Origin of the sequence: Roseateles asaccharophilus, assembly GCF_004362405.1 — a bacterium.
Taxonomy (GTDB): domain Bacteria; phylum Pseudomonadota; class Gammaproteobacteria; order Burkholderiales; family Burkholderiaceae_C; genus Kinneretia; species Kinneretia asaccharophila.
In genome coordinates this window covers 102,396-127,142 of record NZ_SNXE01000004.1, presented here as the reverse complement: position 1 = coordinate 127,142, position 24,747 = coordinate 102,396, and the positions used below count along the sequence as shown (strand labels likewise).

Annotated in this window: 32 protein-coding genes; 20 read left to right on the top strand and 12 right to left on the bottom strand. The window is 69.2% G+C overall.

The window, feature by feature from the left end; genetic code table 11:
* Positions 1–46: 46 nt before the first annotated feature.
* The 6 genes from DFR39_RS10710 to DFR39_RS19835 are packed head-to-tail and all read left to right on the top strand — an operon-like array spanning position 47 to position 1,888.
* A complete protein-coding gene (locus DFR39_RS10710) occupies positions 47–655 on the top strand; it encodes a glycoside hydrolase family 24 protein (protein ID WP_246030787.1) in 609 nt (202 codons plus the stop codon).
* The gene (locus DFR39_RS10705; RefSeq protein ID WP_133603553.1) at positions 652–894 is read left to right on the top strand and encodes a hypothetical protein; all 243 of its coding nucleotides are present in this window, start codon (positions 652–654) and stop codon (positions 892–894) included. The genes DFR39_RS10710 and DFR39_RS10705 overlap by 4 nt, the downstream gene beginning before the upstream one ends.
* Entirely contained in the window at positions 891–1,400 is a 510-nt protein-coding gene (locus tag DFR39_RS10700; RefSeq protein WP_133603552.1) for a hypothetical protein, read from the top strand. The genes DFR39_RS10705 and DFR39_RS10700 overlap by 4 nt, the downstream gene beginning before the upstream one ends.
* A 2-nt stretch (positions 1,401–1,402) precedes the next feature.
* The gene (locus DFR39_RS10695) at positions 1,403–1,606 is read left to right on the top strand and encodes a hypothetical protein (RefSeq protein WP_133603551.1); all 204 of its coding nucleotides are present in this window, start codon (positions 1,403–1,405) and stop codon (positions 1,604–1,606) included.
* Positions 1,606–1,761: a hypothetical protein gene (locus DFR39_RS19840; RefSeq protein WP_162849492.1), complete on the top strand. Its 156-nt coding sequence runs from the start codon at positions 1,606–1,608 to the stop codon at positions 1,759–1,761. Before DFR39_RS10695 ends, DFR39_RS19840 begins: the two co-directional genes overlap by 1 nt.
* The gene (locus DFR39_RS19835; RefSeq protein WP_162849491.1) at positions 1,751–1,888 is read left to right on the top strand and encodes a hypothetical protein; all 138 of its coding nucleotides are present in this window, start codon (positions 1,751–1,753) and stop codon (positions 1,886–1,888) included. Before DFR39_RS19840 ends, DFR39_RS19835 begins: the two co-directional genes overlap by 11 nt.
* On the opposite strand, the gene DFR39_RS10690 is transcribed toward DFR39_RS19835, so the two are convergent.
* Positions 1,857–2,234, bottom strand: a complete 378-nt coding sequence (locus DFR39_RS10690) for a hypothetical protein (RefSeq protein WP_133603550.1) — start codon at positions 2,232–2,234, stop codon at positions 1,857–1,859. The genes DFR39_RS19835 and DFR39_RS10690 overlap by 32 nt on opposite strands.
* Before the next feature lie 264 nt (positions 2,235–2,498).
* Between DFR39_RS10690 and DFR39_RS10685 the strand changes: the two genes are divergently transcribed.
* The 5 genes from DFR39_RS10685 (at position 2,499) to xth (ending at position 6,024) form a co-directional block, all read left to right on the top strand.
* Complete coding sequence (locus tag DFR39_RS10685) at positions 2,499–2,972, top strand: hypothetical protein (protein ID WP_133603549.1); 474 nt, start codon at positions 2,499–2,501, stop codon at positions 2,970–2,972.
* 80 nt (positions 2,973–3,052) lie between these two features.
* Positions 3,053–3,862 carry a thymidylate synthase gene (locus DFR39_RS10680; protein ID WP_133603548.1) on the top strand — a complete coding sequence of 270 codons (810 nt, stop codon included), beginning with the start codon at positions 3,053–3,055 and terminating at the stop codon, positions 3,860–3,862.
* Positions 3,863–3,879: 17 nt separating this feature from the next.
* The gene (locus DFR39_RS10675) at positions 3,880–4,395 is read left to right on the top strand and encodes a dihydrofolate reductase (protein ID WP_133603547.1); all 516 of its coding nucleotides are present in this window, start codon (positions 3,880–3,882) and stop codon (positions 4,393–4,395) included.
* A 127-nt stretch (positions 4,396–4,522) separates the two neighbouring features.
* Positions 4,523–5,194 carry a response regulator transcription factor gene (locus DFR39_RS10670; RefSeq protein ID WP_133603546.1) on the top strand — a complete coding sequence of 224 codons (672 nt, stop codon included), beginning with the start codon at positions 4,523–4,525 and terminating at the stop codon, positions 5,192–5,194.
* 56 nt (positions 5,195–5,250) lie between these two features.
* Positions 5,251–6,024: an exodeoxyribonuclease III gene (xth, locus tag DFR39_RS10665; RefSeq protein WP_133603545.1), complete on the top strand. Its 774-nt coding sequence runs from the start codon at positions 5,251–5,253 to the stop codon at positions 6,022–6,024.
* Positions 6,025–6,044: 20 nt separating this feature from the next.
* Here the strand turns inward: xth and DFR39_RS10660 are convergent, their stop codons facing one another.
* Positions 6,045–6,680, bottom strand: a complete 636-nt coding sequence (locus DFR39_RS10660; protein ID WP_133603544.1) for a CatA-like O-acetyltransferase — start codon at positions 6,678–6,680, stop codon at positions 6,045–6,047.
* Between the two features lie 118 nt (positions 6,681–6,798).
* Here DFR39_RS10660 and DFR39_RS10655 point away from each other — a divergent pair, with 118 nt between their 5' ends.
* A complete protein-coding gene (locus DFR39_RS10655) occupies positions 6,799–8,415 on the top strand; it encodes a methyl-accepting chemotaxis protein (protein ID WP_133603543.1) in 1,617 nt (538 codons plus the stop codon).
* Here the strand turns inward: DFR39_RS10655 and DFR39_RS10650 are convergent.
* Together DFR39_RS10650 and edd are read right to left on the bottom strand one after the other, a co-directional pair.
* Positions 8,412–9,050, bottom strand: coding sequence for a bifunctional 4-hydroxy-2-oxoglutarate aldolase/2-dehydro-3-deoxy-phosphogluconate aldolase (locus tag DFR39_RS10650; RefSeq protein ID WP_133603542.1), 639 nt, complete (start codon positions 9,048–9,050; stop codon positions 8,412–8,414). The two genes, DFR39_RS10655 and DFR39_RS10650, sit on opposite strands and share 4 nt — an antisense overlap.
* 151 nt (positions 9,051–9,201) lie before the next feature.
* Complete coding sequence (gene edd / locus DFR39_RS10645) at positions 9,202–11,022, bottom strand: phosphogluconate dehydratase (RefSeq protein ID WP_133603541.1); 1,821 nt, start codon at positions 11,020–11,022, stop codon at positions 9,202–9,204.
* A 183-nt stretch (positions 11,023–11,205) separates the two neighbouring features.
* Between edd and DFR39_RS10640 the strand changes: the two genes are divergently transcribed.
* A complete protein-coding gene (locus DFR39_RS10640) occupies positions 11,206–11,901 on the top strand; it encodes a gamma-glutamylcyclotransferase (protein ID WP_133603540.1) in 696 nt (231 codons plus the stop codon).
* Positions 11,902–11,928: 27 nt separating this feature from the next.
* On the opposite strand, the gene DFR39_RS10635 is transcribed toward DFR39_RS10640, so the two are convergent.
* A complete protein-coding gene (locus tag DFR39_RS10635; RefSeq protein WP_246030786.1) occupies positions 11,929–12,564 on the bottom strand; it encodes a nucleotidyltransferase family protein in 636 nt (211 codons plus the stop codon).
* Positions 12,565–12,887: 323 nt separating this feature from the next.
* On the opposite strand from DFR39_RS10635, the gene DFR39_RS10630 reads away from it, so the two are divergent.
* Genes DFR39_RS10630 through pdxH form a run of 7 tightly spaced genes read left to right on the top strand, consistent with a single transcriptional unit; the run spans position 12,888 to position 18,872 of the window.
* Complete coding sequence (locus DFR39_RS10630; RefSeq protein WP_133603538.1) at positions 12,888–13,610, top strand: hypothetical protein; 723 nt, start codon at positions 12,888–12,890, stop codon at positions 13,608–13,610.
* On the top strand, positions 13,610–14,359 hold the full coding sequence (locus tag DFR39_RS10625) for an ABC transporter ATP-binding protein (protein WP_211343849.1): 750 nt from the start codon (positions 13,610–13,612) through the stop codon (positions 14,357–14,359). Before DFR39_RS10630 ends, DFR39_RS10625 begins: the two co-directional genes overlap by 1 nt.
* Positions 14,356–15,591: an ABC transporter permease gene (locus DFR39_RS10620; protein ID WP_211343848.1), complete on the top strand. Its 1,236-nt coding sequence runs from the start codon at positions 14,356–14,358 to the stop codon at positions 15,589–15,591. Before DFR39_RS10625 ends, DFR39_RS10620 begins: the two co-directional genes overlap by 4 nt.
* Positions 15,592–15,638: 47 nt before the next feature.
* The gene (locus tag DFR39_RS10615; RefSeq protein ID WP_133603537.1) at positions 15,639–16,406 is read left to right on the top strand and encodes an outer membrane lipoprotein-sorting protein; all 768 of its coding nucleotides are present in this window, start codon (positions 15,639–15,641) and stop codon (positions 16,404–16,406) included.
* Positions 16,403–17,743, top strand: a complete 1,341-nt coding sequence (locus tag DFR39_RS10610) for a hypothetical protein (protein WP_133603536.1) — start codon at positions 16,403–16,405, stop codon at positions 17,741–17,743. Before DFR39_RS10615 ends, DFR39_RS10610 begins: the two co-directional genes overlap by 4 nt.
* A gap of 50 nt (positions 17,744–17,793) precedes the next feature.
* The gene (locus DFR39_RS10605; protein ID WP_133603535.1) at positions 17,794–18,180 is read left to right on the top strand and encodes a VOC family protein; all 387 of its coding nucleotides are present in this window, start codon (positions 17,794–17,796) and stop codon (positions 18,178–18,180) included.
* Between the two features lie 53 nt (positions 18,181–18,233).
* A complete protein-coding gene (pdxH, locus tag DFR39_RS10600) occupies positions 18,234–18,872 on the top strand; it encodes a pyridoxamine 5'-phosphate oxidase (protein ID WP_133603534.1) in 639 nt (212 codons plus the stop codon).
* Between the two features lie 19 nt (positions 18,873–18,891).
* On the opposite strand, the gene DFR39_RS20375 is transcribed toward pdxH, so the two are convergent.
* The 7 genes from DFR39_RS20375 to msrA form a co-directional block, all read right to left on the bottom strand.
* Positions 18,892–20,937 carry a TonB-dependent receptor gene (locus tag DFR39_RS20375; RefSeq protein WP_133603533.1) on the bottom strand — a complete coding sequence of 682 codons (2,046 nt, stop codon included), beginning with the start codon at positions 20,935–20,937 and terminating at the stop codon, positions 18,892–18,894.
* Between the two features lie 133 nt (positions 20,938–21,070).
* Entirely contained in the window at positions 21,071–21,427 is a 357-nt protein-coding gene (locus DFR39_RS10590) for a hypothetical protein (RefSeq protein ID WP_133603532.1), read from the bottom strand.
* Between the two features lie 35 nt (positions 21,428–21,462).
* A complete protein-coding gene (locus DFR39_RS10585; protein ID WP_133603531.1) occupies positions 21,463–21,975 on the bottom strand; it encodes a DUF3299 domain-containing protein in 513 nt (170 codons plus the stop codon).
* Between the two features lies 1 nt (position 21,976).
* A complete protein-coding gene (locus tag DFR39_RS10580; RefSeq protein WP_133603530.1) occupies positions 21,977–22,252 on the bottom strand; it encodes a hypothetical protein in 276 nt (91 codons plus the stop codon).
* 48 nt (positions 22,253–22,300) lie between these two features.
* Positions 22,301–23,512, bottom strand: coding sequence for an FtsX-like permease family protein (locus DFR39_RS10575; RefSeq protein WP_133603529.1), 1,212 nt, complete (start codon positions 23,510–23,512; stop codon positions 22,301–22,303).
* A complete protein-coding gene (locus DFR39_RS10570) occupies positions 23,509–24,168 on the bottom strand; it encodes an ABC transporter ATP-binding protein (RefSeq protein WP_133603528.1) in 660 nt (219 codons plus the stop codon). The genes DFR39_RS10575 and DFR39_RS10570 overlap by 4 nt, the downstream gene beginning before the upstream one ends.
* Before the next feature lie 5 nt (positions 24,169–24,173).
* Positions 24,174–24,740, bottom strand: a complete 567-nt coding sequence (gene msrA, locus DFR39_RS10565; RefSeq protein ID WP_133603527.1) for a peptide-methionine (S)-S-oxide reductase MsrA — start codon at positions 24,738–24,740, stop codon at positions 24,174–24,176.
* Between the last annotated feature and the right edge of the window lie 7 nt (positions 24,741–24,747).

Genomic DNA, 24,747 nt, shown 5'->3' with positions numbered 1-24,747 from the left:
CGCCCTGGCAGCCTGGTGGCTGCTGCGCCGCGCAAGCCCTGACCCCGTGACGACCACGGGCGAGGCCGAAGCCGAGCAGACCACCGAGGCCGCCGCGCCGCTGTGGACCCTTCAAGACCTGATTGCAGAGCAAATGCCCATCATGACCGCACAGCCCGAGCCCGACACCGCCGCCGCCAATGAGGCCGCATTTCTGCTCATGATCCGCAAGGCCGAAGGCACCGCAGGCCCCAACGGATACCGCACGCTTTTTGGCGGGCGCCTCTTCGACAGCTACGCGGACCACCCGCGCGTGGCGCAACGCTTCACCAACAAGGCCGGCGAAACCCTGTGGACCAGCGCCGCAGGGGCGTACCAGTTCCTCGCCGTGTCACCGCTGCCAGGCGGCGGCAGCACCCGCGCAAACACCTGGGACAAGCTGTCCGAGCGCCTGGGCCTGCCCGACTTCTCACCCGAGAGCCAAGACCGCGCCGCGCTGGAGCTCATCAGAGAAGCCGGCGCCCTGGGCGATGTGAGGGCAGGGCGCTTTGACCAGGCCGTGAACAAGGTCCGCCGCATCTGGGCCAGCATGCCCGGCGCCGGCTACGCGCAACCCGAAAAGAGCCTGGACGCCCTGCGCCTGGCCTATCTCAACGCAGGAGGCACCCTCGCATGAGCAAGCAAGCCCTCGCAATCGTGGCCGCCGTGGGTGTGACCCTGGCCGCCGTGCATCTGTGGCGCCGCAAAGAAACCCTCGACCTCAACCGCAACCAGGCCGCAGGCCCGCGCCTGCCGGGCCTGCCGTCGCTGCCGCCGCTGCCCGCCATCAGCGGCGCCGCGCCCAACATGCCCAGGATGCCCGACATGCCCAAAATGCCCAGCATGGGCGGGGCAGGGGGGCCGCTCGCATGGTGAGCACCCGAGCACTGATGATCGGCGCAGGCGTGGCCGGCGCCGGCCTGCTGGCCCTGTACGTGAGCCGCCAGGGCCTGGGCAATGTGGCCGCGTCCGTGGGCGCGGGCGCCGTCCAAGCCGTGGGCGGCGCCGCCTCGGGCGCCGTGGGCGCCATCGGCCAAGCCGTGGGCCTGCCGACGCCCGCCCAGACCAGCACCGACGCACAGGTCGCCCGCTGGCTGATTGACAACTTCGGCCAGCTGGAGGCCAGCAAGTGGGCCGGCGCACCGGCCTACCTGCGCGCCCAGTTCATGGACGCAGGCAGCGGCAGGCCGCCGCCCGCCGATAGCGCCGTAGGCCTCGAGTTCCTGCCGCGCCTGGCACCGCAGGCCAGCTATGACGAAACCGACCGCCTGGCGGCCCGCTACCCGGCCCCGCGCGAGCCTTCAAGCATCTTTGACGGCGGCGCCAGCTTTGAGGCCGGCGCCGGCTACGACTTCAAGCCGGGGGGCATCTGGGGATTCTGACCATGACCACCACCAAGACCACCAACACCACCAAGCGCCGCGCCGCCGCCATCCTGGCCCGCCTGCGCGAGCCATCCACCATGGCCGGCCTCTCGGCCCTGGCGCTGCTGGCCGGCGTGCCCCCTGGCGTGCCCGAGGCCGCCATGCAAGGCATTGCAGCCGTAGCCGGCCTGCTGGCCGTGCTGCTGCCCGAAGGGGGCCGCTGATGGACACGGGCCAAATCCTGACCGGCGCCGCCGCCCTGGCCGCCATTGCCGGCCCCGTGCTGGTGTGGCTGGTGAAGATCGAGCACCGCCTTACCAGGCTGGAAACGACCATTCTTGAGCGACTGCCGCCGCGTGGGGGAATGCATGCTGCCTAAACCGCGCGCCATCATCACCGAGGCCATCACCGTGATTGCCGGCGCCGTGCTGGCCGCCGTGGTGATCGGCCAGGTTCCGGCCTTGCGCGAGTGGATCAAACGCCAATGGGACGGCGCCCCCCGTTGACCACCACCGCAGGCAGCGCCCGCACAGTGGGCTGATTCGCCGCGCCAAAGTCCCCCAAGGCCACCACCCGCGCCAGTTCGCGCCGCAGGGCCTCGGCCTCCCGCCTGTGCGCCTCGGCCAGGGCCTGCGCCAGGCGCTGGCCTTCCTGCGCGTGCATCACGCGCGCCGCCTCGGATCGAGCCCCAAAGCTGGGCGCCGCCAGGTACAGCACCAGCAGCACCGCACGCGGCGCCCGGTCCTGCGCAATCCACCGATGGGCAGTGGCCCGAGATACCCCCAGCGAGGCCGCAAGACGGGCCGCGCTCGGGCGCCCCAAATCCGCCAGCAGCGCCGAAAGCGCGGGCATCTTTTCCGGAAATATCCCCCCTAGCATGCAGTCTCCCTTTTGTCATCGAGTTGTTGTAAGGCTTGACGAAAAGGCTATCGCAAGTTAGCAGGCGCTACGCTTACAGATCGCACCAGACCGAGGCTGAACGCACAATGTGTATTATGTAAAGTCACATGCACGGCAGTTCGGCCTTGGTGTGACCGATGTTCGCGCACAGAATAGTCACGGCATCACCTTATCGAGATGCAGGTCCCGCCAGCCCTACACCCGAAAGGTATCAACATGAAGATGAAACTGATCGCCGCCCTGGGCGCCCTGTTGCTGGCCAATGTGCCCGCCCATGCAATCGACGCCAAGTACCGCCAGAAGCTTGAACGCTCGGGTTGCACACAGATGAGCGAGCTGCAGGGCTGCGACATCAACAAGACCAAGGCGGAGAACGCCAAGGCGGGCTTTGTCACCGTGGCGCCCGCTGAAGGCGCGGGTTCCAGCGCCCATGCCAGTCATCAGTCACCCTATGCGGGCACTTGGCAGGCCATGGGCCCCAGTGGCGCGGTGGTGGCGGAAATCCAGATTGACCACAAGGAGCAGGTCAAGGTGAATGGCAAGGCCGTGAAGGCCAAGCGCAGTGACGGCGCGCTCGTGTTCAAGCAAGGCTCCATGACCTACACCATCCAGGGAGACCGCCGCCTCAAGGGCGAAGACTACTGGTATGACGCCGACGCCAAGACCAAGGGGCTGATCCAGGCCAAATGATGCGTTGAGGGTCGTGGCACCGATCTCGCGGTCCCAGGACCTACCGATGGCCCGGGATCTGCAGCCCTAGAATCCCGCCCATGAGCAGCGCTGTCCCCTCCCAGTACGAAGATTTCATGCGCCATGTGTTCGAGCATGGCGTCAGCAAGACCGACCGCACCGGCACAGGCACGCGCAGCGTGTTCGGCCACCAGATGCGCTTCGACCTGAGCCAGGGCTTCCCCCTAGTGACGACCAAGAAGGTGCACCTCAAGTCCATCATCCTGGAGCTGCTGTGGTTCCTGCGCGGCGACAGCAATGTGAAATGGCTGCAGGAGCGCGGCTGCACGATCTGGGACGAGTGGGCGCGCGAGGACGGTGACCTGGGCCCCGTCTATGGCGTGCAGTGGCGCAGTTGGCCCACGCCCGAGGGCGGCCACATCGACCAGATCGCCGAGGTGGTGAAGCAGCTCAAGAGCAGTCCGGATTCGCGCCGCATCATCGTCAGCGCCTGGAATGTGGCCGATCTCTCCAAGATGGCCCTGATGCCCTGCCATGCCTTCTTCCAGTTCTATGTGGCCGAGGGCAAGCTCTCCTGCCAGCTCTACCAGCGCAGCGCCGACATCTTCCTGGGCGTGCCCTTCAATATCGCCAGTTACGCCCTGCTGACCCAGATGCTGGCCCAGCAGTGCGACCTGGAACTGGGCGACTTTGTCTGGACCGGCGGCGACTGCCACATCTACAGCAACCACTTCGAGCAGGTGCAGACCCAGCTGGCGCGCGCGCCCTACCCCTACCCCAAGATGCTGATCAAGCGCCGCCCGGCCTCCATCTTTGACTACGAGTTCGAGGACTTCGAGCTGCAGGACTACCAGCACCACGCGCCCATCAAGGCGCCGGTGGCGGTCTGAGTCGCGAGCCCGGCATCATGAGTCGCATCACCCTGATCGCCGCCGTGGCGCACGACCGTGGCATTGGCCGCGGCAATGAGCTGCTGGCCCGCATTCCCGAGGACATGGCCCGCTTCAAGGCCCTGACCCTGGGTCACCCCGTCATCATGGGCCGCAAGACCTGGGACTCGATTCCCGCACGCTTCAGGCCCCTGCCCGGCCGGCGCAATCTGGTGCTGAGCCGCCAGCCCGGCCTGCAGCTTCAGGGTGCGGAAACCTTCAGTTCCCTGGAAGCGGCCCTGGCCGCCTGCGCCGAGGCCCCCGAGGTTTTTGTGATGGGCGGGGCCGAAATCTACGCCCTGGCCCTACCCCGCGCCGATGTGCTGGAGCTCACCGAGCTGGACACCGTGTTCGAGGGCGCCGACGCCTTCTTCCCCGCCTGGTCGCCCGCGCAGTTTCAGCTGCAAAGCACGGAGCAGCATCACAGCCCCGCCGAGCGCGGCCATGGCTGGGACTACCGTTTCGCGAGCTACGCGCGACGCCCCTGCGGCTGAAAACCCGCGACTTGGCTCGTGACGGCGAGCAGCACAAGCGTGAATAGATGCACGCGTTTGCGGGGTCGGGTCTTGCTAGCTGGCGTGCGGGACGCGAGGATACGCAACCTCCAAGAAGCCGATCCGCGTGACCAGCCTCCAGCGCCCCGCCCAAATCCTGATCGTCGAAGACCAGAGCCTGATTCGCCAGGCCCTGCGTCTGATGATCGAGGAGCGCGCACCCGGCTGCCGCGTGCAGGAAGAAGCCGGCTATGAAAGCGCCCTGCTCGCTCTGGACACGGGCCGCTACGACATGGTCTTTCTGGACATCGAGCTGGGCGGCCCGCGCAGCGGACTGGATCTGCTGCGTGAGTTGCGGCAGCGCCAGCCGACATGCCAGGTCATCATGCTGTCCGGCAACGAAGAGCGGGATATGGTGGACTACTGCCTGGCCCAGGGAGCCAGCGGCTATATCTCCAAGGCCAGCGACGATGGCAGCGCGCTGCTCAAGGCCTTGTGGGCGCTGAAGCTGGACTCCTGGTCGGCACAGCCGGCCGAGGCCTCGCAGGCGCCGTCGCATTGGCCGGCAACACTCGCCGAGCTGGGCCTGTCGCCGCGCAAGTGCGAGGTGCTCTACCACCTCTGCCAGGGGCTATCCAACAAGGCCATTGCGCGACGCATGGGCATCGAGGAGGCGACGGTGCGCAAGTCCTATGTGACCGAGCTGCTGCGTGTCTTCGGTGTGAGCCGGCGCACGGAGTTGATGGCCGAGATCGGTCGTCGCGGTCTGCAGATTCCCCCGCCGCAGGCCCAGGCCTAGAATCCCGGCCTTCGCTGCTGCCGTCAGCGCCTGACCCTGCGCCCCGCGCCCCTGCCATGAAACTCGCCACCTGGAACGTCAACTCCCTGGCCGTGCGCCTGCCCCAGATGCTGGACTGGCTGCAGACCCACCCGGTCGATGCCCTGGTGCTGCAGGAGACCAAGCTCACCGACGACAAGTTTCCCGCCGCCGAGATCCAGGCGGCCGGCTACCACGTGCACTGGTTTGGCCAGAAGACCTACAACGGTGTGGCCCTGATCAGCCGCGAGCCGGTGGCCGCCGACACGGTGCTGCGCAATATCCCGGGTTTCCCGGACGAGCAGGCGCGTGTGATTGCCGGCACGCTGGGCTCGCTGCGGGTCATCGGGGCCTACTTCCCCAACGGCCAGGCGCCGGGCTCCGAGAAGTTCGCCTACAAGATGGCCTGGCTGGAGGCGCTGCGGGCCTGGGTGGCGGAAGAGCTGAAGCAGCATGCCGAACTGGTGCTGATGGGTGACTTCAATATCGCCCCCGAGGACCGCGACGTCTACGACCCGGTAGCCTGGGCGGACCAGATCCACTGCACGGTCGAGGAACGCGCACATTTCCAGGCCTTGCTGGGACTGGGTCTGGTCGATGCCTTCAGGCTCTTCGAGCAGCCGCCCAAGAGCTGGAGCTGGTGGGACTACCGCAATCTGGCCTTCCGCAAGAACCAGGGCCTGCGCATCGATCACATCCTGGTGAGCGAGGCCCTGCGCGGACGCGTCAGCGCCTGCGAGATTGACAAGCAGCCGCGCCGCAATGAGCGCCCTAGCGACCATGCGCCCGTGGTGCTGAGCCTCGGCAGCTGAGATCTCGCCCGGGTCCGGCCTCAGGCCAGGGCGGCCTCCAGGGCCTCGAAAAACTGTGCGACATGCAGCCCGTCCATCAGGGCGTGGTGCACCTCCACAGCCACCGGCATGCGCAGCCGGCCGTCACGCTCCTGCATGCGACCGAATGCCAGCTTGGGTGTGTCGCTGTCCTCGTGGCCGCGCGCAAAGCTGAAGCTGCTGAAGCGCAGCCAGGGCAAGGTCGTCATATGGATCAGGGGCGGCGCATCGGAGCGGCTTTCACCACCCATGGCCTGTGTGGGCTGGCGCACGCGCTCCAGCACGGGCAGGGCTGCTGCGACAAAGTCCGACAGCTCCGGTTCGTAGCGCAGATTGGCAAAACCTATGCTTTGGTCCTCCCGGAGCACCACGGTGCTTCCATCCACCTGCTGGTGAACCCGCACGCCGGAACCCTCCAGGCGGTAGCGAAACGGCGCCACCGCATTGGCCGCACGCAAGGCAGCGTGGTGGTAGACCAGAAAAGGAGTGGCCCCCGGACATTGGGCCACGCGTGACGCCAAGTTGCCCAGGTCCACTTCCACACAGATATTGAAATGGGGATGGGGGAGTTGCCGGAAATGCTCGAAAGCCGCGCGGCGCGGCCAGGTCCCTAGATCGAGTCGCTCACTGGTGCTCATGCCGGCATCCTAACGGCGCGAGGCGCGCCAAGGGGCAAACATGCAACACTTGGCCCCGCTCCGGCCGCGACCGGGCTATCCTTCGCCTGCTTGCTCTCGACATACAGGAGACGGTTTGATGCGCGACAACCAGCCTGTCACTCAACGCGAGTACCCGTTTCCGGCCGGCACGAGCTTGGTGTCGACCACCGACCTCAAGGGCCGCATCCTGCACTGCAACGCAGCCTTTATCGAGGTGAGCGGCTATGCGCGGGAAGAGTTGCTGGGCCAGCCGCACAACCTGATCCGCCACCCCGACATGCCCGAGGAAGCCTTCCGCGACCTTTGGGACACGATTGCCGCCGGTAAACCCTGGTCCGGCTTGGTCAAGAACCGCCGCAAGGACGGTGACCATTACTGGGTGGTGGCCAATGTCACGCCCCTGCTCGATGCCGGCAGACCGGTGGCCTATATGTCGGTGCGCAGCGAGCCCACACGAGAGCAAATCCAGTCCGCCGAAGCCCTGTATGCGCGCATGCGGGACGAGGCGCGCAGCGGTCGGATGGAGCACAGGCTCAGCGAGGGGCAGGTCTTGCGCAATGGCTGGCTTCACGCCGCGCAACGTCAGTTCTGCGCCTGGTTGCGACAGGCCGATAGCTGGTTGGGCCTGGTGCTGATGGGCCTGGTCGGCTGGGGCATGGCCGCCCTGCCCTGGTATGGCGCCCTGCCCCTGCTGTTGCTGCTGGCCATGGCGGGCGGTGCCTGGCTGCGCGCCCGGCGCCGTGCTGCCCTGGCGCCTCTGCTGCACTTTGCCAACCAGCTCGCGGCGGGCGATCTGAGCGGGAAGCTGAGCCCCAGTGGCAATAGTTTGAGCCGGGGCCTGGAGATGGCGCTGTCCCAGCTGTGCGTGAACATGCGTGCCCTGGTGGCGGACAGCCAACGCGAGCTCAGTCGCATGCTGGTGGCCAGCTCGGCCATTGCCAAGGGCAGCAGCGATCTGTCGGCCCGCACCGAATCGCAGGCCGCCAGCCTGGAGGAGACCGCTGCCAGCATGGAGCAGATTACGGCCACGGTGCGCACCAGTGCCGATGCGACGCGGCGCGCCCACAATGTGGCGGAGGAACTCAATGCGGTCTCGCGCCGCAGCGGCGATGTGGTGCATTCCGTCACCGACACCATGAGCGCCATCGCGGCCTCCTCGCATCGCATCGGCGAGATCATCCAGCTGATCGAAGGCATTGCCTTCCAGACCAATATCCTGGCCCTGAATGCCGCCGTGGAGGCCGCCCGGGCCGGTGAGCATGGACGCGGCTTTGCCGTCGTGGCCTCCGAGGTGCGGGCGCTGGCGGGACGCAGCTCAACCGCTGCCAAAGAGATCCGGCAGCTGATCAGCGACTCGGCCCAGAAGGTCGATGCCGGCGAGATCCAGACCCGGGATGCCCGCCAGAGCATTGACGAGACCCTGGAATCGGTGCGCCAGTTCGCCGGCATCATTGACGGCATAGACACCGGTGCGCGGGAGCAGCTGCAAGGCATCTCTCAGATCCATGAGGCCATCCAGCAGCTGGACGGCATCACGCAGAACAATGCCAGCCTGGTCGAGGAACTCGCATCCTCGGCCTCACGCCTGCAGGCGCAGGCCACCGAGGTGCAGGCTGCGCTGGGCGTGTTCCGCCTTGGGGGCGCGGCCCAGCAGCCCCTGCCGGATGCGGTGGCCTTGCGCCGTGAGGCCAAGGCCGCCCAGCGCGCGGCTTAGCCCTGGCGCAGGGCCTGGGCCTCAGCGGCCAGGCGCGTGATGCGAGCCCAGTCGCCCTGGTCCACCGCGTCCTGCGGGGTCAGCCAAGAACCGCCGCAGACCCGGACATTGGGCAGAGACAGGAACTGCGGCGCGCTTTCCAGCGAGATGCCGCCCGTGGGGCAGAACGCCACATCCGGGAAGGGACCGGCGAGCGCCTTGAGCAGATTGACCCCGCCCACGGCCACCGCCGGGAAGAGCTTGAGGAAGTGGTAGCCGGCGGCATTGGCCTGCATGACTTCGCTGGCGGTGGAGACGCCGGGCAGCAGAGGCAGGCCCTGCTCGCGGCAGGCCGCGCCGATGGCATCGGTATAGCCGGGGCTCACGCCGAATTTGCAGCCCGCATCGCGAGCGGCCTTCACATCGGCCGCGCTGCGCAGGGTACCGGCACCGACGATGGCCTCGGGCACGGCCCGCGCCATGGCCTCCATGGCCTGCAGAGCCACCGGCGTGCGCAGGGTCACCTCCAGCACCTTGACGCCACCGGCCACCAGGGCTTCGGCCAGGGGGACGGCGTCTTGCAGGCGCTGGATCACGATCACGGGAATCACGGGGCCGTGGCTGGCCAGGCTGAGGGTGTCGTTGCTAAGGCTCATAGCGGGCTGAAACGATGAAAGTTCTCAAGTTGAAACAAGGCCCCTACCGCGGTGGAGCTGCCTGATCCAGCGACACCCAGGGATCCGGCTCCGCCGGTCCCTAGGGTGTGCCCCCTTGAGGGGGCGCGCGAAGCGCGTGAGGGGTGGGCAATCACAACCAGCTGACGGCGCCTTCCTCGGCACTCAGCACATTGCGGCGCATGCCGGCAAAGAGCTCGCGTCCCATGCCCTGGCCGTTTTCCTCCAGCGCTTCCGGGCGGATCTGGGCCAGCTCGCGGGCGGCCCAGTCCTCGGCGGACACCAGGGCCTCCAGGCTGCCGGACACGGCATCCAGGCGCAGCAGATCGCCGTCGCGCAGCTTGGCCAGCGGGCCGCCGGCCAGGGCCTCGGGCGAGACATGGATGGCCGCCGGCACCTTGCCCGAGGCGCCGCTCATGCGGCCGTCGGTTACCAGGGCCACCTTGAATCCCTTGCCCTGCAGCACGGCCAGGGGCGGGGTCAGCTTGTGCAGCTCGGGCATGCCGTTGGCCTTGGGCCCTTGGAAGCGCACCACCACCACCACATCGCGCTCCAGTTCGCCGGCCTTGAAGGCGGCTTGCATGGCTTCCTGGCTGTCGAAGACCCGGGCCGGGGCCTCAATCACATGGCGATCCTCGGGCACGGCCGACACCTTGATCACCGAGCGGCCGAGATTGCCCTGCAGCAGCTTGAGGCCGCCCGTGGCGCTGAAGGGCTGCTGCACGCCGCGCAGCACGCTGGCGTCGCCGCTGGCGGCCGGCAGGTCCTGCCAGGCCACACGCTTGCCGTCGGCGGCGAGGGTGGGCAGACGGGTCTGAGGACGCAGGGAGTCGCCGTTGATGCTCAGCACATCCTCGTGCATCAGGCCGGCGTCCAGCAGCTCACGGATCACGAAGCCGGGACCGCCGGCCTCCTGAAACTGGTTCACATCGGCCTCGCCATTGGGATAGACGCGGGCCAGCAAGGGCACCACGGCGGAGAGCTCGGCAAAGTCGTCCCAGTCAATCAGGATGCCCGCGGCACGTGCCACCGCCACCCAGTGGATCAGGTGATTGGTCGAGCCTCCGGTGGCCAGCAGGGCGACCATGGCATTGACGATGCAGCGCTCATCCACCACCCGGCCGATCGGTGTGTAGCGGGCGCGTGGGCTGATGGCCAGGGCCTGTTCCACGGCCGCATCCGTCAGGGCCTGACGCAGGCCGTCATGCGGATGGACAAAGGCGGCCCCCGGCAGATGCAGGCCCATGGCCTCCAGCAGCATCTGGTTGCTATTGGCCGTGCCGTAGAAGGTGCAGGTGCCGGCGCCGTGATAGGCGGCGGACTCGGCCTTCAGCAACTCCTCCCGGCCGACCTTGCCGGCAGCATAGAGTTCGCGAACCTTGGCCTTTTCCTTGTTGGGCAGACCCGAGCCCATGGGACCGGCCGGCACAAAGACGCAGGGCAGATGGCCAAAGTGCAGGGCCCCGATCAGCTGGCCGGGCACGATCTTGTCGCAGATGCCCAGCAGCAAGGCCGCATCGAAGACATCGTGCGAGAGCGCAACGGCCGTGGCCATGGCGATGGTGTCGCGTGAGAACAGGCTGAGCTCCATGCCCGGCTGACCCTGGGTCACGCCATCGCACATGGCGGGCACGCCGCCGGCCACCTGGACCGTGGCGCCGCGCGCCTGCGCCGCCGCGCGGATCTGGGCCGGGTAGGCCTCGTAGGGCTGGTGGGCCGAGAGCATGTCGTTGTAGGCCGTGACCACGGCCAGATGGGGCGCCTTCTCGGCCACGATGCGCAGCTTGTCATGGGCCGGCATGGCCGCGACGGCATGGGCCACATTCGCACAGCCCATGCGCTCCACGCCGCGCGGCCGTGCGGCCATGCGCTCGATCAGGGACAGATAGCGCTCGCGGGTGGCCGCGCTGCGGGCACGGATTCGCTCGGTGACACGGCTCAGGGTGGTGTTCATGCGATGCAGTGATGTAACTCTTGTGCTGGAATTTACGTAACCATATTACACGCACTCCGCTGCTGGGGCGATGCAAATCTTGCCCAGCATGGGTACAAATTGGTTACCAAGCGGGCCGCGAGCCCTCCGTCTCGCTGGCCGGGCCGGCCAGCTCGGCAAGCTGTGGCAGCATCTCGGGCCAAGATGTCTGTCGTCGAACGCCTCAGCGAACCGGAATCGCCCCCCGCCAGCGCAGCGCCTTGCGATGAGGCTGCGGCGGCCCGCTCATGGCAGATCCGCAGCCGGCAACTGCTGGAGGAGCATCTGCAGCGGGTGCGAGGCCAGGACCTGCATGTCTTCGCCTACGGATCCCTCATCTGGCGGCCGGACTTTGACTACGAGGCGCACACGCTGGCGCGCGTGCAGGGCTATCACCGCGCCCTGCGCATGCGCTCACGCGTCTACCGTGGCACGCCCGAGTTGCCCGGCCTGGTGCTAGCCCTGCTCTCGGGTGGCAGTTGCACCGGCCTGGTCTACCGCATTGGCGCCCGCCGTGCCGAAGCCGTGCTCCGGCAGGTCTGGGAGCGCGAGATGGTGACCGGTGCCTATCAGCCCCGCTGGCTGCGCTGCCACCCCTGCCAGGGCAGTCGCAGCTCATCCCACCCCACACTCAGTGCCTTGGGCTTCACGCTCTCACGGCACAGCCCCAACTGCTCGGATGTGCTTGACGATGCCCAGATGTTGAGCGTCTTGCGCCATGCGCGCGGACGGGCCGGCAGCAGCATGGAGTATCTGGAGCGCACGGTGCTGAGCCTGCGCCAGCATGGCTTGCGCGACCGGGAGCTCGAACGTCTTTACGCCCTGGCGCTCAAAACCGGCCTCGGCACGGCGCTTCGCTGAAGCCGCCCCGGCCAGGCCACGCCTGGCTCACGCCCCGGCGCCCCCGCCCGTGCCCAGCCCGGAGTCCAGCTCGGCCGTGCTGTTCTGATGCGAGCGCAGCCGCTCCAGGTCCTCGGTGGTATCCAGGTCCATCAGCACCCCGGGGTCATCCAGCTCCAGGCCCAGGGAGGGGTAGCGGGCCAGAATGCGGCGTGCACCTTCGTCGCCCTGCAGGCCGACCAGCTCGGAGAAGAGTTCGGCATTGAAGCCCACCGGATGGCCGCGCTGCCCGCGGTACTGGGCATAGACCACGGGGTTCTGGCCCAGTGCTGCGGCCACGGCCAGTATGCTGTGGGGCTGCAGCAAGGGCATGTCCGCCGGCACGATCAGCCAGCCTGAGGCATCGCCCGTGGCCGCCACGCCGGCCGCGATGGAGTGCCCCATGCCCAGGGGCTCCGGCCGCCCGCGGGCGTCGTGCTCGGGCATGACCACCACATCCCGGCTGGCGACCAGGCGTCGCACCGCAGGTGCCAGCTGCGCGCTGCTGACGACCACCATGGGCAGCCCCGTGGCCATCACGGTGGCCAGCGTGCGCTCCAGCACCGTGTCCGCGCCCAGAGACTGCTCCAGCTTGTGCCCCTTGCCGCGAAAACGCGTTCCGCGCCCGGCTGCAAGCACAAGCACGAGAGGACGGTCGTTCGTTCGGGTCACCATGGTTCCTGGCTGTTGCTGATCCCAAGGTGGGGCTAGGACATTTGTCGGTCTCCCGACGCAGTTCGCAGCATGCCCAGGCTTGGCGCCGCTGGTTACTGGGGCCTTTACTTAGAAGAAAGTACTGATCCCCGCGGCGGCCGCCGCGCGACAGCGCCGCCCAGTGAGGGCTCTGACCAGCAGCTCGCGACCTGCGGTGACAACTCGCGCCGCGCCACGACGGCCGGTCGCAAGCCGGTGGCCGCTGCCCAAGGCCAAGACGAGACTGCGCCCATCAATCAAGCGATGGAGCTGCCATGTCACCTCTCACCAACCGTCCCGCCCTGGCCCTGAGCGCGGCCCTGCTGTCCCTGCTCTTGATGACAGCCGCACTGCCGCTGCGCGCCCAGACCGCCGCCGGCCCCGAGGCCCCTCCCCCGCTCAGCCTCGCCCTTGCCGGCACGCCCGCCCTGGATTCACGGTCGCTGAATGAAGCGCTCCAGCAATTCCTGGCTGCCACGCGAGGCGACAAGGCGGCGGTCCAGCGTTCGCAGCAGGCCTGGGAGCGGCTGCTAGAGCAGCAGCCGGGCAATCCCCTGCTGTTGAGCTATCTGGGCACCACGCTCACCCTCAAGGGCCGCGACGCCTGGGCCCCCTGGACCAAGCTGCAAGCCGTCGAGGACGGGCTGGCCCAGATCGACAAGGCCCTGCAGCTGCTGCGTCCCGAACATGAGCGGCAGCAGGTGCTGGGCTCGGCCCTGGCGCTGCAGGTCCGCGCCAATGCCGCCCAGACCTTTCTGGCCCTGCCCGGCATGTTCAAGCGCCAGGAGCGCGGCGAACGCCTGCTCAAGGAGCTGCTGAACCATCCGGCCCTGGCGGACAGCGCGCCGGGGCTGCGCGGCAGCGTCTGGCTCAGCGCCGCACGACAGGCGCACAAGCAGCAGCAGGCCGAGCAGGCCCGTGTGCTGGCCCGGCGCATCGTGGACCAGGCCCTGCCCCAGGCCGAGGCCGCCCGCGCCCTGCTCAAGGAGCTGGGCTGATGGACGCGACCAAGACCATGGTCCGAGCGCCGCTGATGCAGCTGGCCGGACTGCACAAGAGCTACCCGCTGGGTCAGCACCGCATCCACGCGCTGCGGGGTGTGGATCTCGACATCCATGCGGGTGAGATCCTGGCCCTGACCGGTCCCTCGGGCAGCGGCAAGAGCAGCCTGCTGCACATCGCCGGCCTGATCGACGAGGACTACCGCGGTCATCTGCACTGGCAGGGTCGTCCCTTGGACGGCCTGGGCATGCGTGCCCTGACGCAGCTGCGGCGCGACGCGCTGGGCTTCATCTTCCAGGGCTTCAATCTGGTGCCGGTGATGAGCGTGGCCGACAACGTGGACTTTCCTCTGCTGCTGCAAGGCCTGAGCAAGGCCGAGCGCGCCGCACGCGTGGCCAGCATGCTGGCGGACGTGGGTCTGGAGCAGCACGCGGCCAAGCGTCCGGATGCGCTCTCGGGCGGTCAGCGCCAGCGGGTGGCCATTGCCCGCGCCCTGGTCAAGCAGCCCCGCCTGATCATTGCCGACGAACCCACCGCCAGCCTGGACAGCCACACGGCCACCCAGGTGCTGCAACTGCTGCGTGAGCGTGCCAAGGCCCAGGGTGCGGCCGTGCTCATGGCCACCCACGACGCTCGCGCCCTGCTCTTCTGCGACCGCGTGCTGCAGCTGGAGGACGGCCGACTGCAGGATGCCGGGCTTGCCGCCACCCTCTTGAACCCGGCTCACAGCGAGGCCGCCGCATGATGTACACCGCCTTGAACACACAGCGGCGCTGGCTGGACTTCGCGGCCCGCAATCTGCTGCGCAACCGGCGCCGCTCGCTCGTCACCCTGGGCATTGCCGCCCTGGGCACGGCCGCCATCCTGGTCGCGGCTGGCTTTGCGCGCTACACCTATACCGGCCTGGCCGAGGCCTCGGCCCGCAGCACCGGCCATCTGGTGCTGGGCCTGCCCCAGAGCTTCGAAGGCGACGAGGCCCAGCCGCTGGAGCATGGTCTGCAGAACTGGCAGGCGCTGCGCGAGGCCCTGCTGGCCGAGCCCGAGGTCCGGCATGTGCTGCCGCGGCTGCAGTTCGGCGGCCTGATCAGCAATGGCGAGAAGTCGGCGCTGATGATGGGCGTGGGCATCAGCCCGGATGCGGAGTTCGCCATCAAGGGCCCGTTTCTGACCCAGAAGAGCGGGCAGCTGCTGAGCGACGGCGAGCGCGGTCGCGTGCTGCTGGGCGAGGGCCTGGCGCGCAGCCTCCGGGCCACGCCCGGCAGCGGCCTGACCCTGATGGCCAGCACCGCGCATGGGGCGCTCAATGCCATCGATGTGCACGTGGCGGGCGTCGTGTCCACCGGCGTGCCGGAGCTTGATCAGCGCCTGGTCTACACCGATATCGCCACCGCCCAGACCCTGCTGGACAGCAGCAAGGTCAGCAGCGTCGGCCTGTTTCTGGAGCGCATGCAGCAAACGAGCGTGTTGCAGCAGCGCCTGCAGGTGCGCTGGCCCGAACTGGCCATCAAGGACTGGGAGCAGCTCGCGCCCTTCTACGGCGCCGTGCGCCAGCTCTACAACCGCATCTTCGGCACCCTGGGAGGCATCCTCGGCCTGATCGTGGTCTGTGTGGTGGGCAATGCCATGGCCATGAGCGTGATCGAACGCAGCCGCGAGATCGGCACCCTGCGCGCCCTGGGTTGCCAGCCGGGGCCGCTGATTGGCAGCTTTGCCACCGAAGGCCTGCTGCTGGGCGCCCTGGGCGGCCTGCTGGGCAGCCTGATCGCGCTGGGCCTGTCCCTGGCCCTGATGCTGGTGGATGTGCAGATGCCACCGCCGCCCGGCCGCAACCAGGGCTATCCCCTGCAGCTGGAGCTGACACCGCTGATGGTGCTGGCCGTGCTCGGCGCCATCTCCCTGCTGGCCCTGCTCAGCAGTGCCGGGGTGGCCGTCCGCAGCGTGCGCCAGCCCATCCCGCAAGCCCTGGCCCATGTCTGAACCCTGACGCACGACAGCGCAGAAAACGATACGCAATGAAGACAATCATGAACAAAGGCGCCCTGTTCCTGGCCGGCCTGCCGCTGGCCACCGCGATGTGGCTCGGCACGGGCCTGGTGCATGCGGATGAGCGGGTGCAGGCCCTGCTCAAGCGGGCGGACGCCAGCCGCTCCGGCGCGGACTCGCTGCAAATCGAGATGCGGGTGCAGCAGCTGGCGCCGGACGGCGGCATCAGCCGCGAGCGGCGCTACACCGTGCTGGTTCAAGGGCTGGACAAGAGCCTGGTGCTGATGCGCAGCCCGGGCGAGGTCGGCCAGAAGGTGCTTATGCTGGGCGAGGACTACTGGCTGTTCCTGCCCGGCAGCCAGCGCCCCGTGCGCATCACGCCCAGCCAGAAGATCCTGGGCGAGGCTTCGACCGGCGATATCGCCACCCTGAACTGGGCCCAGGACTATGACGGCGAGCTGATCGGCGAGGCCCCCTGCCTGGAAGCCCCGGCACCGACAAGCCGGACCTGTCTGCACCTGAGTCTGCGCGCCCAGCGCAAGGGCCTGAGCTACCAGCGCATCGAGCTCTGGCTGGGCAAGACCCGGGCCGAGCCGGTGCGCGCCGAGCTCTATCTGCTGTCGGACAAGCTGGCCAAGCGGGCGAGCTACCAGCTGGACGCCCAGGGCATGGTCAGCGAGATGCTGCTGCAGGACGCCCTGGCCGGCGATCGCAAGACCCGCGTGAGCTATGTGAGTCGCCAGCCGCGTCGGCTGCCCGAGGCCTGGCTCAACCCCATGTTTCTCAGCCGCAATCCGGTGCTGGAATGAGGCTGCTGCGCCCCCCCCTCAAGCAGGCCTTGCGAAGCGCACTGCTGCTGCTCGGCCTGGGCTGCGTGCTGCCCGCCCCGGCCCAGACGCTCAAGAGCAGCTGGAGCAGCCAGTGGCAGGAGCAGACGGCGAATCTGCAGCAGGGGCCGCTGGCCCAGGCGACCCGGCTCGCCCCCGCCTTGCTGCAGGCGGCCGGCCTGCCCCGCACTGACAGCAGTCAAGCGTCGCATGAGCTCACGCTGCGGCATGAGCGCAGCGATCTGCCCGGGCAGAGTCAGCTGCTGATCGCGGCCACGGGACGCCTGACGCGCCAGCCCGCCAGCCGCACCCAGCCCGAACGCTGGCAAGCCCGCGCCCAGCTGCAGGAAGCCGCGCTCTCGGCCAGCCACGAGAACTGGTCCTGGACGGCCGGGCGCAAGGTGCTGAGCTGGGATGTGGGCTGGGGCTTTCGCCCCAACGATATGGTGCAGCAGGAGCGGCGGCGCGGCCTGCTGCCCAGCACACTGCGGGGTCAGACCTTGCTGATGCTGGAACATTTCGACGCGGATCAGGCTTGGAGCCTGGTGGCCGTGAACCCTCAGCGGCTGGGCGAGGCCGCAGGCACACCTGAGCCCGGCCAGTCGCTGGACCGCGAGGCCGCCCTGGCGCTGCGCTGGTACCGCCGGCAGGGCAGCCAGGATGTCTATACCTACGCCCGGCTGGGGCGGAGTGAGCGCGCCAGCCTGGGCCTGGCGGCCCAGTCCGTGATTGGCGAGAGCCTGAGCCTCTACGGCTCGCTGCGCTGGCGCCAGCGGCATGCGGCCTGGGAAAGCGTGCTGGGCGAACCCACCGGCCTGCGTTGGCAGCCCGCCTGGCGGCAGGATGCCCTGCAAGCCCTGCTGGGCGCCCAGTGGACGCCCGAGGGCAGCGCCCACAGCTGGATCCTGGAGGCCTGGCATGACGGCACGGCGAACGGCGATGCGGACTGGCAGCGCTGGCAGGGCATGCTGGAGACGCTGGGCGGGGCCTCCGGCGCGCAGCCGCCCCAGCGCCTGGCGCAGCTGGCCTTGCAGCAGCTTGCGCCCTTGCAGCGTGGCTCGGGCAGCCTGCAGCGCCGCAACCTCCTGCTGCGCTGGAGCTGGCAGACAGGCGAGCTGCGCGAATGGCAGCTCAGCGCCGACCTGCTCCATCATCCCGCCGATGGCGGCCACAGCCTGGGCCTGGGCCTGCAGTGGCAGGGCCAGCGCTGGCAGCTGGGCGGAGCCTGGCGTCGGCTAGGCGGCGGGCAAGCCGCACTGCTGGCCCATATGCCCCAGCGCGGCAGCCTGGGCCTGTGGGCGCAGGCGGACTTTCTGTGAGTCTGGCAAAACACGCAGCAAAATCGTCTTGTCTAACAAGGGAGCGAACAATGATCGATCACACCGGCCTTGTCGTCAGCGATTTCGAGCGCAGCAAGCGCTTCTACGTCACGGCCTTGGCACCCATTGGCTATGCCATGCTGGCAGAGTTCCCGGCCTCGGTCACCGGCCATACCGATGTGGCCGGCTTTGGCGAGCCGCCCAAGCCCGACTTCTGGATCAGCCGCGGCACGCCCAACCAGCCGCCCATCCATATCGCCTTCCGGGTGGGCTCGCGCGCCCTGGTCGAGGCTTTCTACCAAGCCGCCATGACCGCGGGCGGGCGCGACAACGGCGCGCCGGGCCTGCGCCCCCACTATCACCCCCACTATTACGGCGCCTTCGTGCTGGACCCGGATGGCCACAATATCGAGGCTGTCTGCCACGAGCCGGGCTGAGGCTTGATCCAGGCCTGCCTGTCGGGCTTGCACCCTCCTGCATACTGGCGGGCATGAGCAAACTATCCGATCTGCGCAAGAGCTACGAACAAGGCGAGCTCGACGAGGAGCAGGTGGCCGGCCAGCCCCTGCAGCAGTTCAAGACCTGGCTGAACGAGGCCCTGGCGGCCGAGGTGCCCGAGCCCAATGCCATGACCCTGGCTACGGTGGGCCCCGAAGGCCGGCCCTCCACCCGCATCGTGCTGATCAAGGACATCGACGAGCGCGGCCTGGTCTGGTACACCAATTACGAGAGCCGCAAGGGCCGCGAACTGGCCGCCCATCCCTTCGCCGCCCTGCAGTTCCACTGGGTTGAGATGGAGCGGGTGGTGCGCATCGAGGGCCGGGTGGAGCAGGTAGACGCCGCGCAGTCCGATGCCTACTTCCGCAGCCGCCCGCTGGACTCGCGCCTGGGTGCCTGGGCCTCGCCCCAGAGCCAGGTGATCAGCTCGCGCGCGGTGCTGGTGGCCAATGCCGCCAAGGCCGCCGCCCAGCATGGCCTGAACCCCGAGCGTCCGCCGCACTGGGGCGGCTACCGCCTGCTGCCGGAGCGCTGGGAGTTCTGGCAGGGCCGCAAGTCGCGCCTGCACGACCGCCTGAGCTACAAGCTGCAGGCGGACGGCAGCTGGCTCAAGGAGCGCCTGGCTCCCTGAGCCGTGAGCGCTGCGGCGCTCAGAAGCGGACCTGCAGGCCCATCAGGGCCGAGCGCCCCGCCAGGGGCGAGAGATCGCGCAGCGTGGCCATGCTGGTGGCGCTGTAGGCGGTCTTGTTGCCCAGGTTGTCGAGCTTCAGGTACCAGAGCGCGTCATAGCCGCCCAGGCGCAGCTGACGGGCCAGGTTCAGACGCAGCAGGCCATAGCCGGCCGTGGGCGTGTCCAGGGTCGGCACCCGGTTCTGGCGCGCGGCCAGGCGCAGCTCCAGGCTGGCGGACCAGAGGCCACCGTCGTCCGCCGCCAGCGAGAGCGTGGCGCGTCGGGGTGCGAGGCGCGGCAGGGGCTCGCCCGTGGCGCGATTGCTGCCGCGCACCGCGTCAAAGCTGCCGCCCAGGGTCAGGCGCCAGGCGCCACTCCAGGCCATGCGCGGCAGGGTCTGGCGAGCTTCCAGCTCCAGGCCATTCAGGCGTGCCGCCACGCCGGTGTAGCGGTACTCGGGCAGGGTCTCGCCCTCCTCGTTACTGAAGCTGGCGCCGGTGGCATCCAGGGCGATGTAGTTGCGAAAGCGCGTCTGGTAGACATTGGCGCGCAGCAGGCTGCCGCCTTCCTGCCAGCGCAGGCCCAGGTCCAGGCCGCGGGCGCGTTCCAGGCCCAGGCTGGCATCGCCGCGCTCGTAGGCGCCGGTGGCCACATGCACGCCATTGGCGTAGAGCTCGTAAAACATGGGCGCGCGCTGGGTGTCGCTCAGATTGGCCTGCAGGCTCAGGCTGGGGCTCAGGGCATAGCCGGCCGACAGCGACAGGCTGCGCGGCTTGAAGCTGCGCCGCGCGGCCTCGCCAAAGCGCGCCTCCTCGGCGCCCGGGGCATCGCCGCCCGACGCCACCCGCAGCGATTCCTGGCGCAGGCCGGCTGCCAGGGACAGCGGACCGCTGCGGTACTGCTCCAGCACAAAGAGCGCGGCCGAGCGGCTGCGCGTGCCCGGCACCAGGGCCTCCTCGCCCAGGGCCGAGAAGTCCGAGCGCTCCCACTGCAGGCCCACCACACCGCGCACCGGGCCCAGGGCCGCATGCTCCGCCTGCAGGCGCAGATCGCTGCCGCGGCTCTTGAAGCGCGTGCCGACCTCGCCCGTGCCCTCCACCTCCTGGTGCTCGTAGTGCGAACGGCTGGCCTGCCACTCGATGCGCGGGAACAGGCCGCTGGCATCGCGCCATTCGCCGGCCGTGGCCAGGCGCTGGCGCTGCATGCGGATCTTCACATCCGGCTCCACGGTCACGCCGTAGTCATTGCGGTAGTCCTCCAGCGAGACCCCGGCAAAGCCCTGGGAGAAGAGCAGGGAGCTGCCCAGGGCGCCGCCATGGCTGTCGCTGGCGGAGTTGCGCACCCGGCCGTCTGGCACGCGCAGATCATCGGCCTTGCGGTCCGAGACATCGGCATGCCAGGCCCAGCTGCTGCTGCCGCCGTCCAGGGTGACGGCGCCATTGCGCTCGGCCGCGGCGCCGCCCAGGCGCAGCTCGGCCGCACCGGACAGGCCCTGGGCCGGCTCGCGCGGGATGCGCTTGTCCAGGGTGTTGACCACGCCGCCGATGGCATTGCCGCCGTACAGCAGGGACGCCGCGCCGCGCAGCACCTCGATGCGGTCCACCACCAGCGGATCCACCGGCACCGCATGGTCATAGCTGAGGCTGGAGGCGTCGATGGAGGCGCCGGAGTTGCTGAGCATGCGCACCCGGTCGCCGTCCAGGCCGCGCAGCACCGGACGGTTGGCGTTCGGCCCGAAATAGGTGGCGGCCACGCCGGGCAGGCCGTCCAGGCTCTCGCCCAGGGTGGCGCCGCGGCGCAGGGTCAGGGCATCGCCCGAGAGCTGCAGGCTGGGCTGCACCGGCTCCTTCTCGCGCAGCGGGTTGCCGGTGAGCAGCACCGGCTGCAGCTTCTCGGGGGCGGCGGAGCCGTCAGTGTTCTGGGTGCTCTGGGCCACGGCGGGCAGGGCCAGGGCGGCAATGGCCAGACTCAGCAGATGCGGCGCCAAGGCCGGGCGCGGACGGACGGGGGAGACAGGGAACTTCATGGCGGAGGGCTTTCGCAGGCAAAGGCGACGGGCCGGCTCCAGGGAGGCGCCGGCCGCAGATCGTTTGCGGACACAAGGGAGGGCGCGCGGCGGCGGGATGGCTCGGCCATCCGCGCAAGGCGGCGCGCGTCAATCAGGCGTGAAGGGGCGAAAGCGCTCCGGGCGGGGCACGGGCACTGCGCGCCCAGCGCGGGGCGGCGTGCTGGGCGGCGCGCTGGGCGCGGCCCGGCGTCTCGGCGCCATGCGCCGCCAGCAGCAGCGGCGCGGCCAGCGGTGGCGCGCCCTCATGGGCCTGATGGTCCAGCTGCTGGCAGTCCAGACCGCCGGCGGCATGACCCCAGTCATCGGAATGCGAGTGGCCCTGCAGCGCCGGGGCGCCCTGGGCATGGGCAATGCGGTGCCACTGGCCCAGGCCCTGCAGGCTTAGCAGCAGGCTCAGCGCGAGCCACAGCGACAAGCGCCGCCAGGGCGCCAGGGCGTGGGAACTCATGCGGGGGCTGCGGGCCATGCCGGGGAGCGGGTGCTTCAGTTGGCGGCGACGGGCTGGGCCTCGGTCACGCGGTAGAACAGGCCGTAGGGATCATTGCTGAGCACGGACATCTGGCCTTCTACCGTCACCGGATCCAGGGTGTAGCGCACGGGGGTCTTGCTGCGCACCTCAATCAGGCCCTCGGGCCCGGCCGCCACGCAGAAGGAGCAGCTGGTCGGCACCGAGGAGAGCAGAAAGTGACGCTGCTTGTCGCCCGGCTCCAGCGGCATCATGAAGCCCTGCACCTTGACCGTCTTCTTGTCCAGGGCCTGCACCGCCGCCGGAAAGCTGGGGACCAGCTTGTTCTTCTCGGCCTTGACCGTGACGGAGGACAGCAGGGGCCAGGACAGCACGCCCTCGCGTTCCTGCAGCGGCTTGAAGGGGCTGCGCGGATCGTGAAAGCCTGGGCCTTGCCCCAGGGCCGGTGCCTGTGCGGCCGCCGGCAGGGCCGCAGCCGCCAGCAAGGCCGAGGCCAGCAGGCTCGAAAGCCAGCGATTGGTCTTGGACATCTCAGTGTTCATGTTTCAAGCCACAGTATTTGCCGATGGCCAGGCCGCGGCAGGCCGCGAGCAGGGCCTTCTGGCAGCGCTCTTCGCTTTCGCCCGATTCCAGGCAGCGAGCAGCGTCCTCATGGGCCTTGGCCATGGCGCGGTGGCGGCTGATATCGGTTTTCACATGCTCGCTCAGGGACTTAGCGGTCGCTGGCGCAGGCTGGGATTGTGCCTGCAGCGCGCCCGTGGCACTCAGCGTCAGGGCAATCAGCAGGGCTTGCGGGAGAAACTTCATGACGAAACCTCGAGAGAAAAACGATAAAAGCGGCGTTCATTGAGACGCTCAGTGCGGCGCCTGCAGCAGCTCGGTCACGTCCAGGCGGTAGGCGCGCCAGGCCGGCCAGGCGCTGCTGACGAGCGCCAGCAGCAGGGCCAGGGCCGGCACCAGCAGCTCCCAGACCGAGAACCAGCCGCCCACCACCCGCAGCGACTGCTGCTGGGCCAGCACCCAGCCTAGCAAAGCCGTCAAGCCATGGCCCAGGGCCAGGCCCAGGGCGCTGGCCAGCAGGGCCAGCCAGGCCGCCTCGGCCGCAATCAAGAGGCCCACCCGCCACGGCGGCGCCCCCAGCATGCGCAGCATGGCCAGGTCGCCCTGACGCTCGCGCACCGCATGCAGCAGGGCCACAAAGACCGAGAGCCCGGCCGCCAACAGCAGCACCGCGCCAAAGCCGCGCAGCACCTCGGTGCCCGCCCCCACCATGCGCAGCAGGCGGGCCGTTTCCAGGGCCGGGGCGGCCGCCTGTAGCCCGTCCTGGGCATTGACCCAGCGCGGCAGGCTCACGGCCGCCAGCGGGCTGCGGTAGCGCACCAGGGCCAAGGTGATTTCGCGCTCGGCCTCCAGGGCGCGGCGGTCGGACTCGTCCACCGCATGCATATCCTCATGGACTTTCCAGACCGAGGCCAGATCGGTCAGCACCAGACGGTCCAGCACCGTGCCGCCCGGCGCCAGCACGCCCACCACCTTGTAGCGGTGATCGCCATGCTCGTGGCCGCCCTCGCCCAGACCATGGCTGCCGGCAAAGCTGTCGCCCGGGCGCAAGCCGGTGGCCTGCGCCACCTCGGCGCCCAGCACGGCCTCCAGCGGCTCACTCCACCAACGCCCTTGCGCGAGGCGCCCCTGGTAAAGCACGGGGTAGTCGGCCGTGGTGCCCACAATGCGAAAACCCTTGAGGCTGTCGCCGAGGGACAGGGGCACGGCGCTGGCCACCAGGGGTTGGGCCCGCAGCTCGTCCAGGGCCGTGAGCGGGATATTGCCGGTGGGCACATCCAGGTGGAAGAGGCCCGCCAGCATGATCTGCATGGGGCTGCCCTTGGCGCCCACCACCAGGTCCACACCGGCCAGATCGCGGCGCACACCGGCCTCGATCTGCTCGCTGACCAGCAGCACAAAGCTCACCGCCGCCAGGCCCAGGCTCAGCAGCAGCAGATTGAGGCCAGACACCAGAGGGCGGGCCCAGAGATAGCGCCAGGCCAGGGCCAGCACGCCGCCCCTCATGGCTGAGCTCCGAGCAGCTTGGGCAGGACCAGATTTGGCAAACGCGCGCCCAGGCGCTCGGCCACGCGACCGTCGTGGGTGGCCAGCACCAGGATCGCGCCCTGCTCCGCCGCAGCCTGCTGAAGCAGGTCCAGGCTGGCGGCGGCATTCTCGTCGTCCAGGTTTGCCGTGGGTTCGTCGGCCAACAGCAGGCGCGGACGCCGTAGCAGGGCGCGCGCCAGGGCCACCCGCTGGGCCTGGCCCAGGCTCAGCTGATGCGGGCGCCTCTCGGCCAGAGACTGCAGGCCCAGGCTCGTCAGCAGCGCATCGACCCGGGCGGCATCCACGAGCTGGCCGGCGGCCAGATAGGGCAGGCCCAGATTGTCACGCACACTCAGGGCCGCACTCAGATGCAGGCGCTGCGGCACAAAGCCCAGGTTCGCCCCCCGCCAGGCGTCGCGCTGGCGGGCGCTCAGCGCCCCCAGCTCGGTACCGGCCATGCGCACCACACCTGCGCTGGCGCTCAGCAGGCCGGCCATCAGGGCCAGCAGGGTCGATTTGCCGCTGCCCGAGGCGCCACGCAGCAGCAGGCCCGGGGCCGCGCCCAGGGCGATATCGGGAAAGGCGATTTCCGGACCTTGCGCATAGCGGTAGCGCAGCCCCTGCAGCTCGATCATCGGCCTCAGCTCTGCTCTGGATCGCGCGCCAGGCGCCGGAAGGTGGCCAGAAACTTGTCCACCTTGGCCGCCACCACGAAGACGCAGTAGCCCTGCTCTGGATTGCGGGCGTAGTAGTGCTGGTGATAGTCCTCGGCGCGGTGGTAGTTGCGCTCGGGCAGCAGCTCGGTCACGACACGGCCGCCATGGGCGGTCTGTGCCTCGGCCAGCACCTCGCGGGCAATGGCTTCCTGTGCCGGGCTGTGAAAGTAGATGCCGGAGCGGTACTGCGTGCCCACGTCCGCGCCCTGGCGGTTCAGCGTGGTGGGGTCATGCACCGCGAAGAACACCTCCAGCAACTCGCGCAGGCTGACCTGCTCGGGGTCGAAGCGCAGCCGCACCACCTCGGCATGACCGGTCTGCCCCCCGCAAACCTGCTCGTAGCTGGGCGCCGGACTGTGCCCATTGCAGTAACCGGACTCCACCGACAGCACACCGCGCACCCGCTCGAACACGGCCTCGGTGCACCAGAAACAGCCTCCGCCCAGGGTGATGAGCTCGCCTTGAGGGGCGTGGGAAGAAAGTGGGTTCATGGACAGA

What these genes read in the sequence shown, in the direction of transcription:
- DFR39_RS10615 (WP_133603537.1), top strand. Translation starts at nt 15,639, where the DNA reads ATGAACAAAGGCGCCCTGTTCCTGGCCGGCCTGCCGCTGGCCACCGCG.
- DFR39_RS10695 (WP_133603551.1), top strand. Translation starts at nt 1,403, where the DNA reads ATGACCACCACCAAGACCACCAACACCACCAAGCGCCGCGCCGCCGCC.
- DFR39_RS19835 (WP_162849491.1), top strand. Translation starts at nt 1,751, where the DNA reads ATGCTGCCTAAACCGCGCGCCATCATCACCGAGGCCATCACCGTGATT.
- DFR39_RS10680 (WP_133603548.1), top strand. Translation starts at nt 3,053, where the DNA reads ATGAGCAGCGCTGTCCCCTCCCAGTACGAAGATTTCATGCGCCATGTG.
- DFR39_RS10625 (WP_211343849.1), top strand. Translation starts at nt 13,610, where the DNA reads ATGGACGCGACCAAGACCATGGTCCGAGCGCCGCTGATGCAGCTGGCC.
- DFR39_RS10660 (WP_133603544.1), bottom strand. Translation starts at nt 6,680, where the DNA reads ATGAGCACCAGTGAGCGACTCGATCTAGGGACCTGGCCGCGCCGCGCG.
- DFR39_RS10620 (WP_211343848.1), top strand. Translation starts at nt 14,356, where the DNA reads ATGATGTACACCGCCTTGAACACACAGCGGCGCTGGCTGGACTTCGCG.
- msrA (WP_133603527.1), bottom strand. Translation starts at nt 24,740, where the DNA reads ATGAACCCACTTTCTTCCCACGCCCCTCAAGGCGAGCTCATCACCCTG.
- DFR39_RS19840 (WP_162849492.1), top strand. Translation starts at nt 1,606, where the DNA reads ATGGACACGGGCCAAATCCTGACCGGCGCCGCCGCCCTGGCCGCCATT.
- DFR39_RS10690 (WP_133603550.1), bottom strand. Translation starts at nt 2,234, where the DNA reads ATGCCCGCGCTTTCGGCGCTGCTGGCGGATTTGGGGCGCCCGAGCGCG.
- DFR39_RS10580 (WP_133603530.1), bottom strand. Translation starts at nt 22,252, where the DNA reads ATGAAGTTTCTCCCGCAAGCCCTGCTGATTGCCCTGACGCTGAGTGCC.
- pdxH (WP_133603534.1), top strand. Translation starts at nt 18,234, where the DNA reads ATGAGCAAACTATCCGATCTGCGCAAGAGCTACGAACAAGGCGAGCTC.
- DFR39_RS10675 (WP_133603547.1), top strand. Translation starts at nt 3,880, where the DNA reads ATGAGTCGCATCACCCTGATCGCCGCCGTGGCGCACGACCGTGGCATT.
- DFR39_RS10630 (WP_133603538.1), top strand. Translation starts at nt 12,888, where the DNA reads ATGTCACCTCTCACCAACCGTCCCGCCCTGGCCCTGAGCGCGGCCCTG.
- DFR39_RS10705 (WP_133603553.1), top strand. Translation starts at nt 652, where the DNA reads ATGAGCAAGCAAGCCCTCGCAATCGTGGCCGCCGTGGGTGTGACCCTG.
- DFR39_RS10575 (WP_133603529.1), bottom strand. Translation starts at nt 23,512, where the DNA reads ATGAGGGGCGGCGTGCTGGCCCTGGCCTGGCGCTATCTCTGGGCCCGC.
- DFR39_RS20375 (WP_133603533.1), bottom strand. Translation starts at nt 20,937, where the DNA reads ATGAAGTTCCCTGTCTCCCCCGTCCGTCCGCGCCCGGCCTTGGCGCCG.
- DFR39_RS10610 (WP_133603536.1), top strand. Translation starts at nt 16,403, where the DNA reads ATGAGGCTGCTGCGCCCCCCCCTCAAGCAGGCCTTGCGAAGCGCACTG.
- DFR39_RS10570 (WP_133603528.1), bottom strand. Translation starts at nt 24,168, where the DNA reads ATGATCGAGCTGCAGGGGCTGCGCTACCGCTATGCGCAAGGTCCGGAA.
- DFR39_RS10605 (WP_133603535.1), top strand. Translation starts at nt 17,794, where the DNA reads ATGATCGATCACACCGGCCTTGTCGTCAGCGATTTCGAGCGCAGCAAG.
- DFR39_RS10585 (WP_133603531.1), bottom strand. Translation starts at nt 21,975, where the DNA reads ATGTCCAAGACCAATCGCTGGCTTTCGAGCCTGCTGGCCTCGGCCTTG.
- DFR39_RS10655 (WP_133603543.1), top strand. Translation starts at nt 6,799, where the DNA reads ATGCGCGACAACCAGCCTGTCACTCAACGCGAGTACCCGTTTCCGGCC.
- DFR39_RS10685 (WP_133603549.1), top strand. Translation starts at nt 2,499, where the DNA reads ATGAAGATGAAACTGATCGCCGCCCTGGGCGCCCTGTTGCTGGCCAAT.
- DFR39_RS10650 (WP_133603542.1), bottom strand. Translation starts at nt 9,050, where the DNA reads ATGAGCCTTAGCAACGACACCCTCAGCCTGGCCAGCCACGGCCCCGTG.
- DFR39_RS10590 (WP_133603532.1), bottom strand. Translation starts at nt 21,427, where the DNA reads ATGAGTTCCCACGCCCTGGCGCCCTGGCGGCGCTTGTCGCTGTGGCTC.
- edd (WP_133603541.1), bottom strand. Translation starts at nt 11,022, where the DNA reads ATGAACACCACCCTGAGCCGTGTCACCGAGCGAATCCGTGCCCGCAGC.
- xth (WP_133603545.1), top strand. Translation starts at nt 5,251, where the DNA reads ATGAAACTCGCCACCTGGAACGTCAACTCCCTGGCCGTGCGCCTGCCC.
- DFR39_RS10640 (WP_133603540.1), top strand. Translation starts at nt 11,206, where the DNA reads ATGTCTGTCGTCGAACGCCTCAGCGAACCGGAATCGCCCCCCGCCAGC.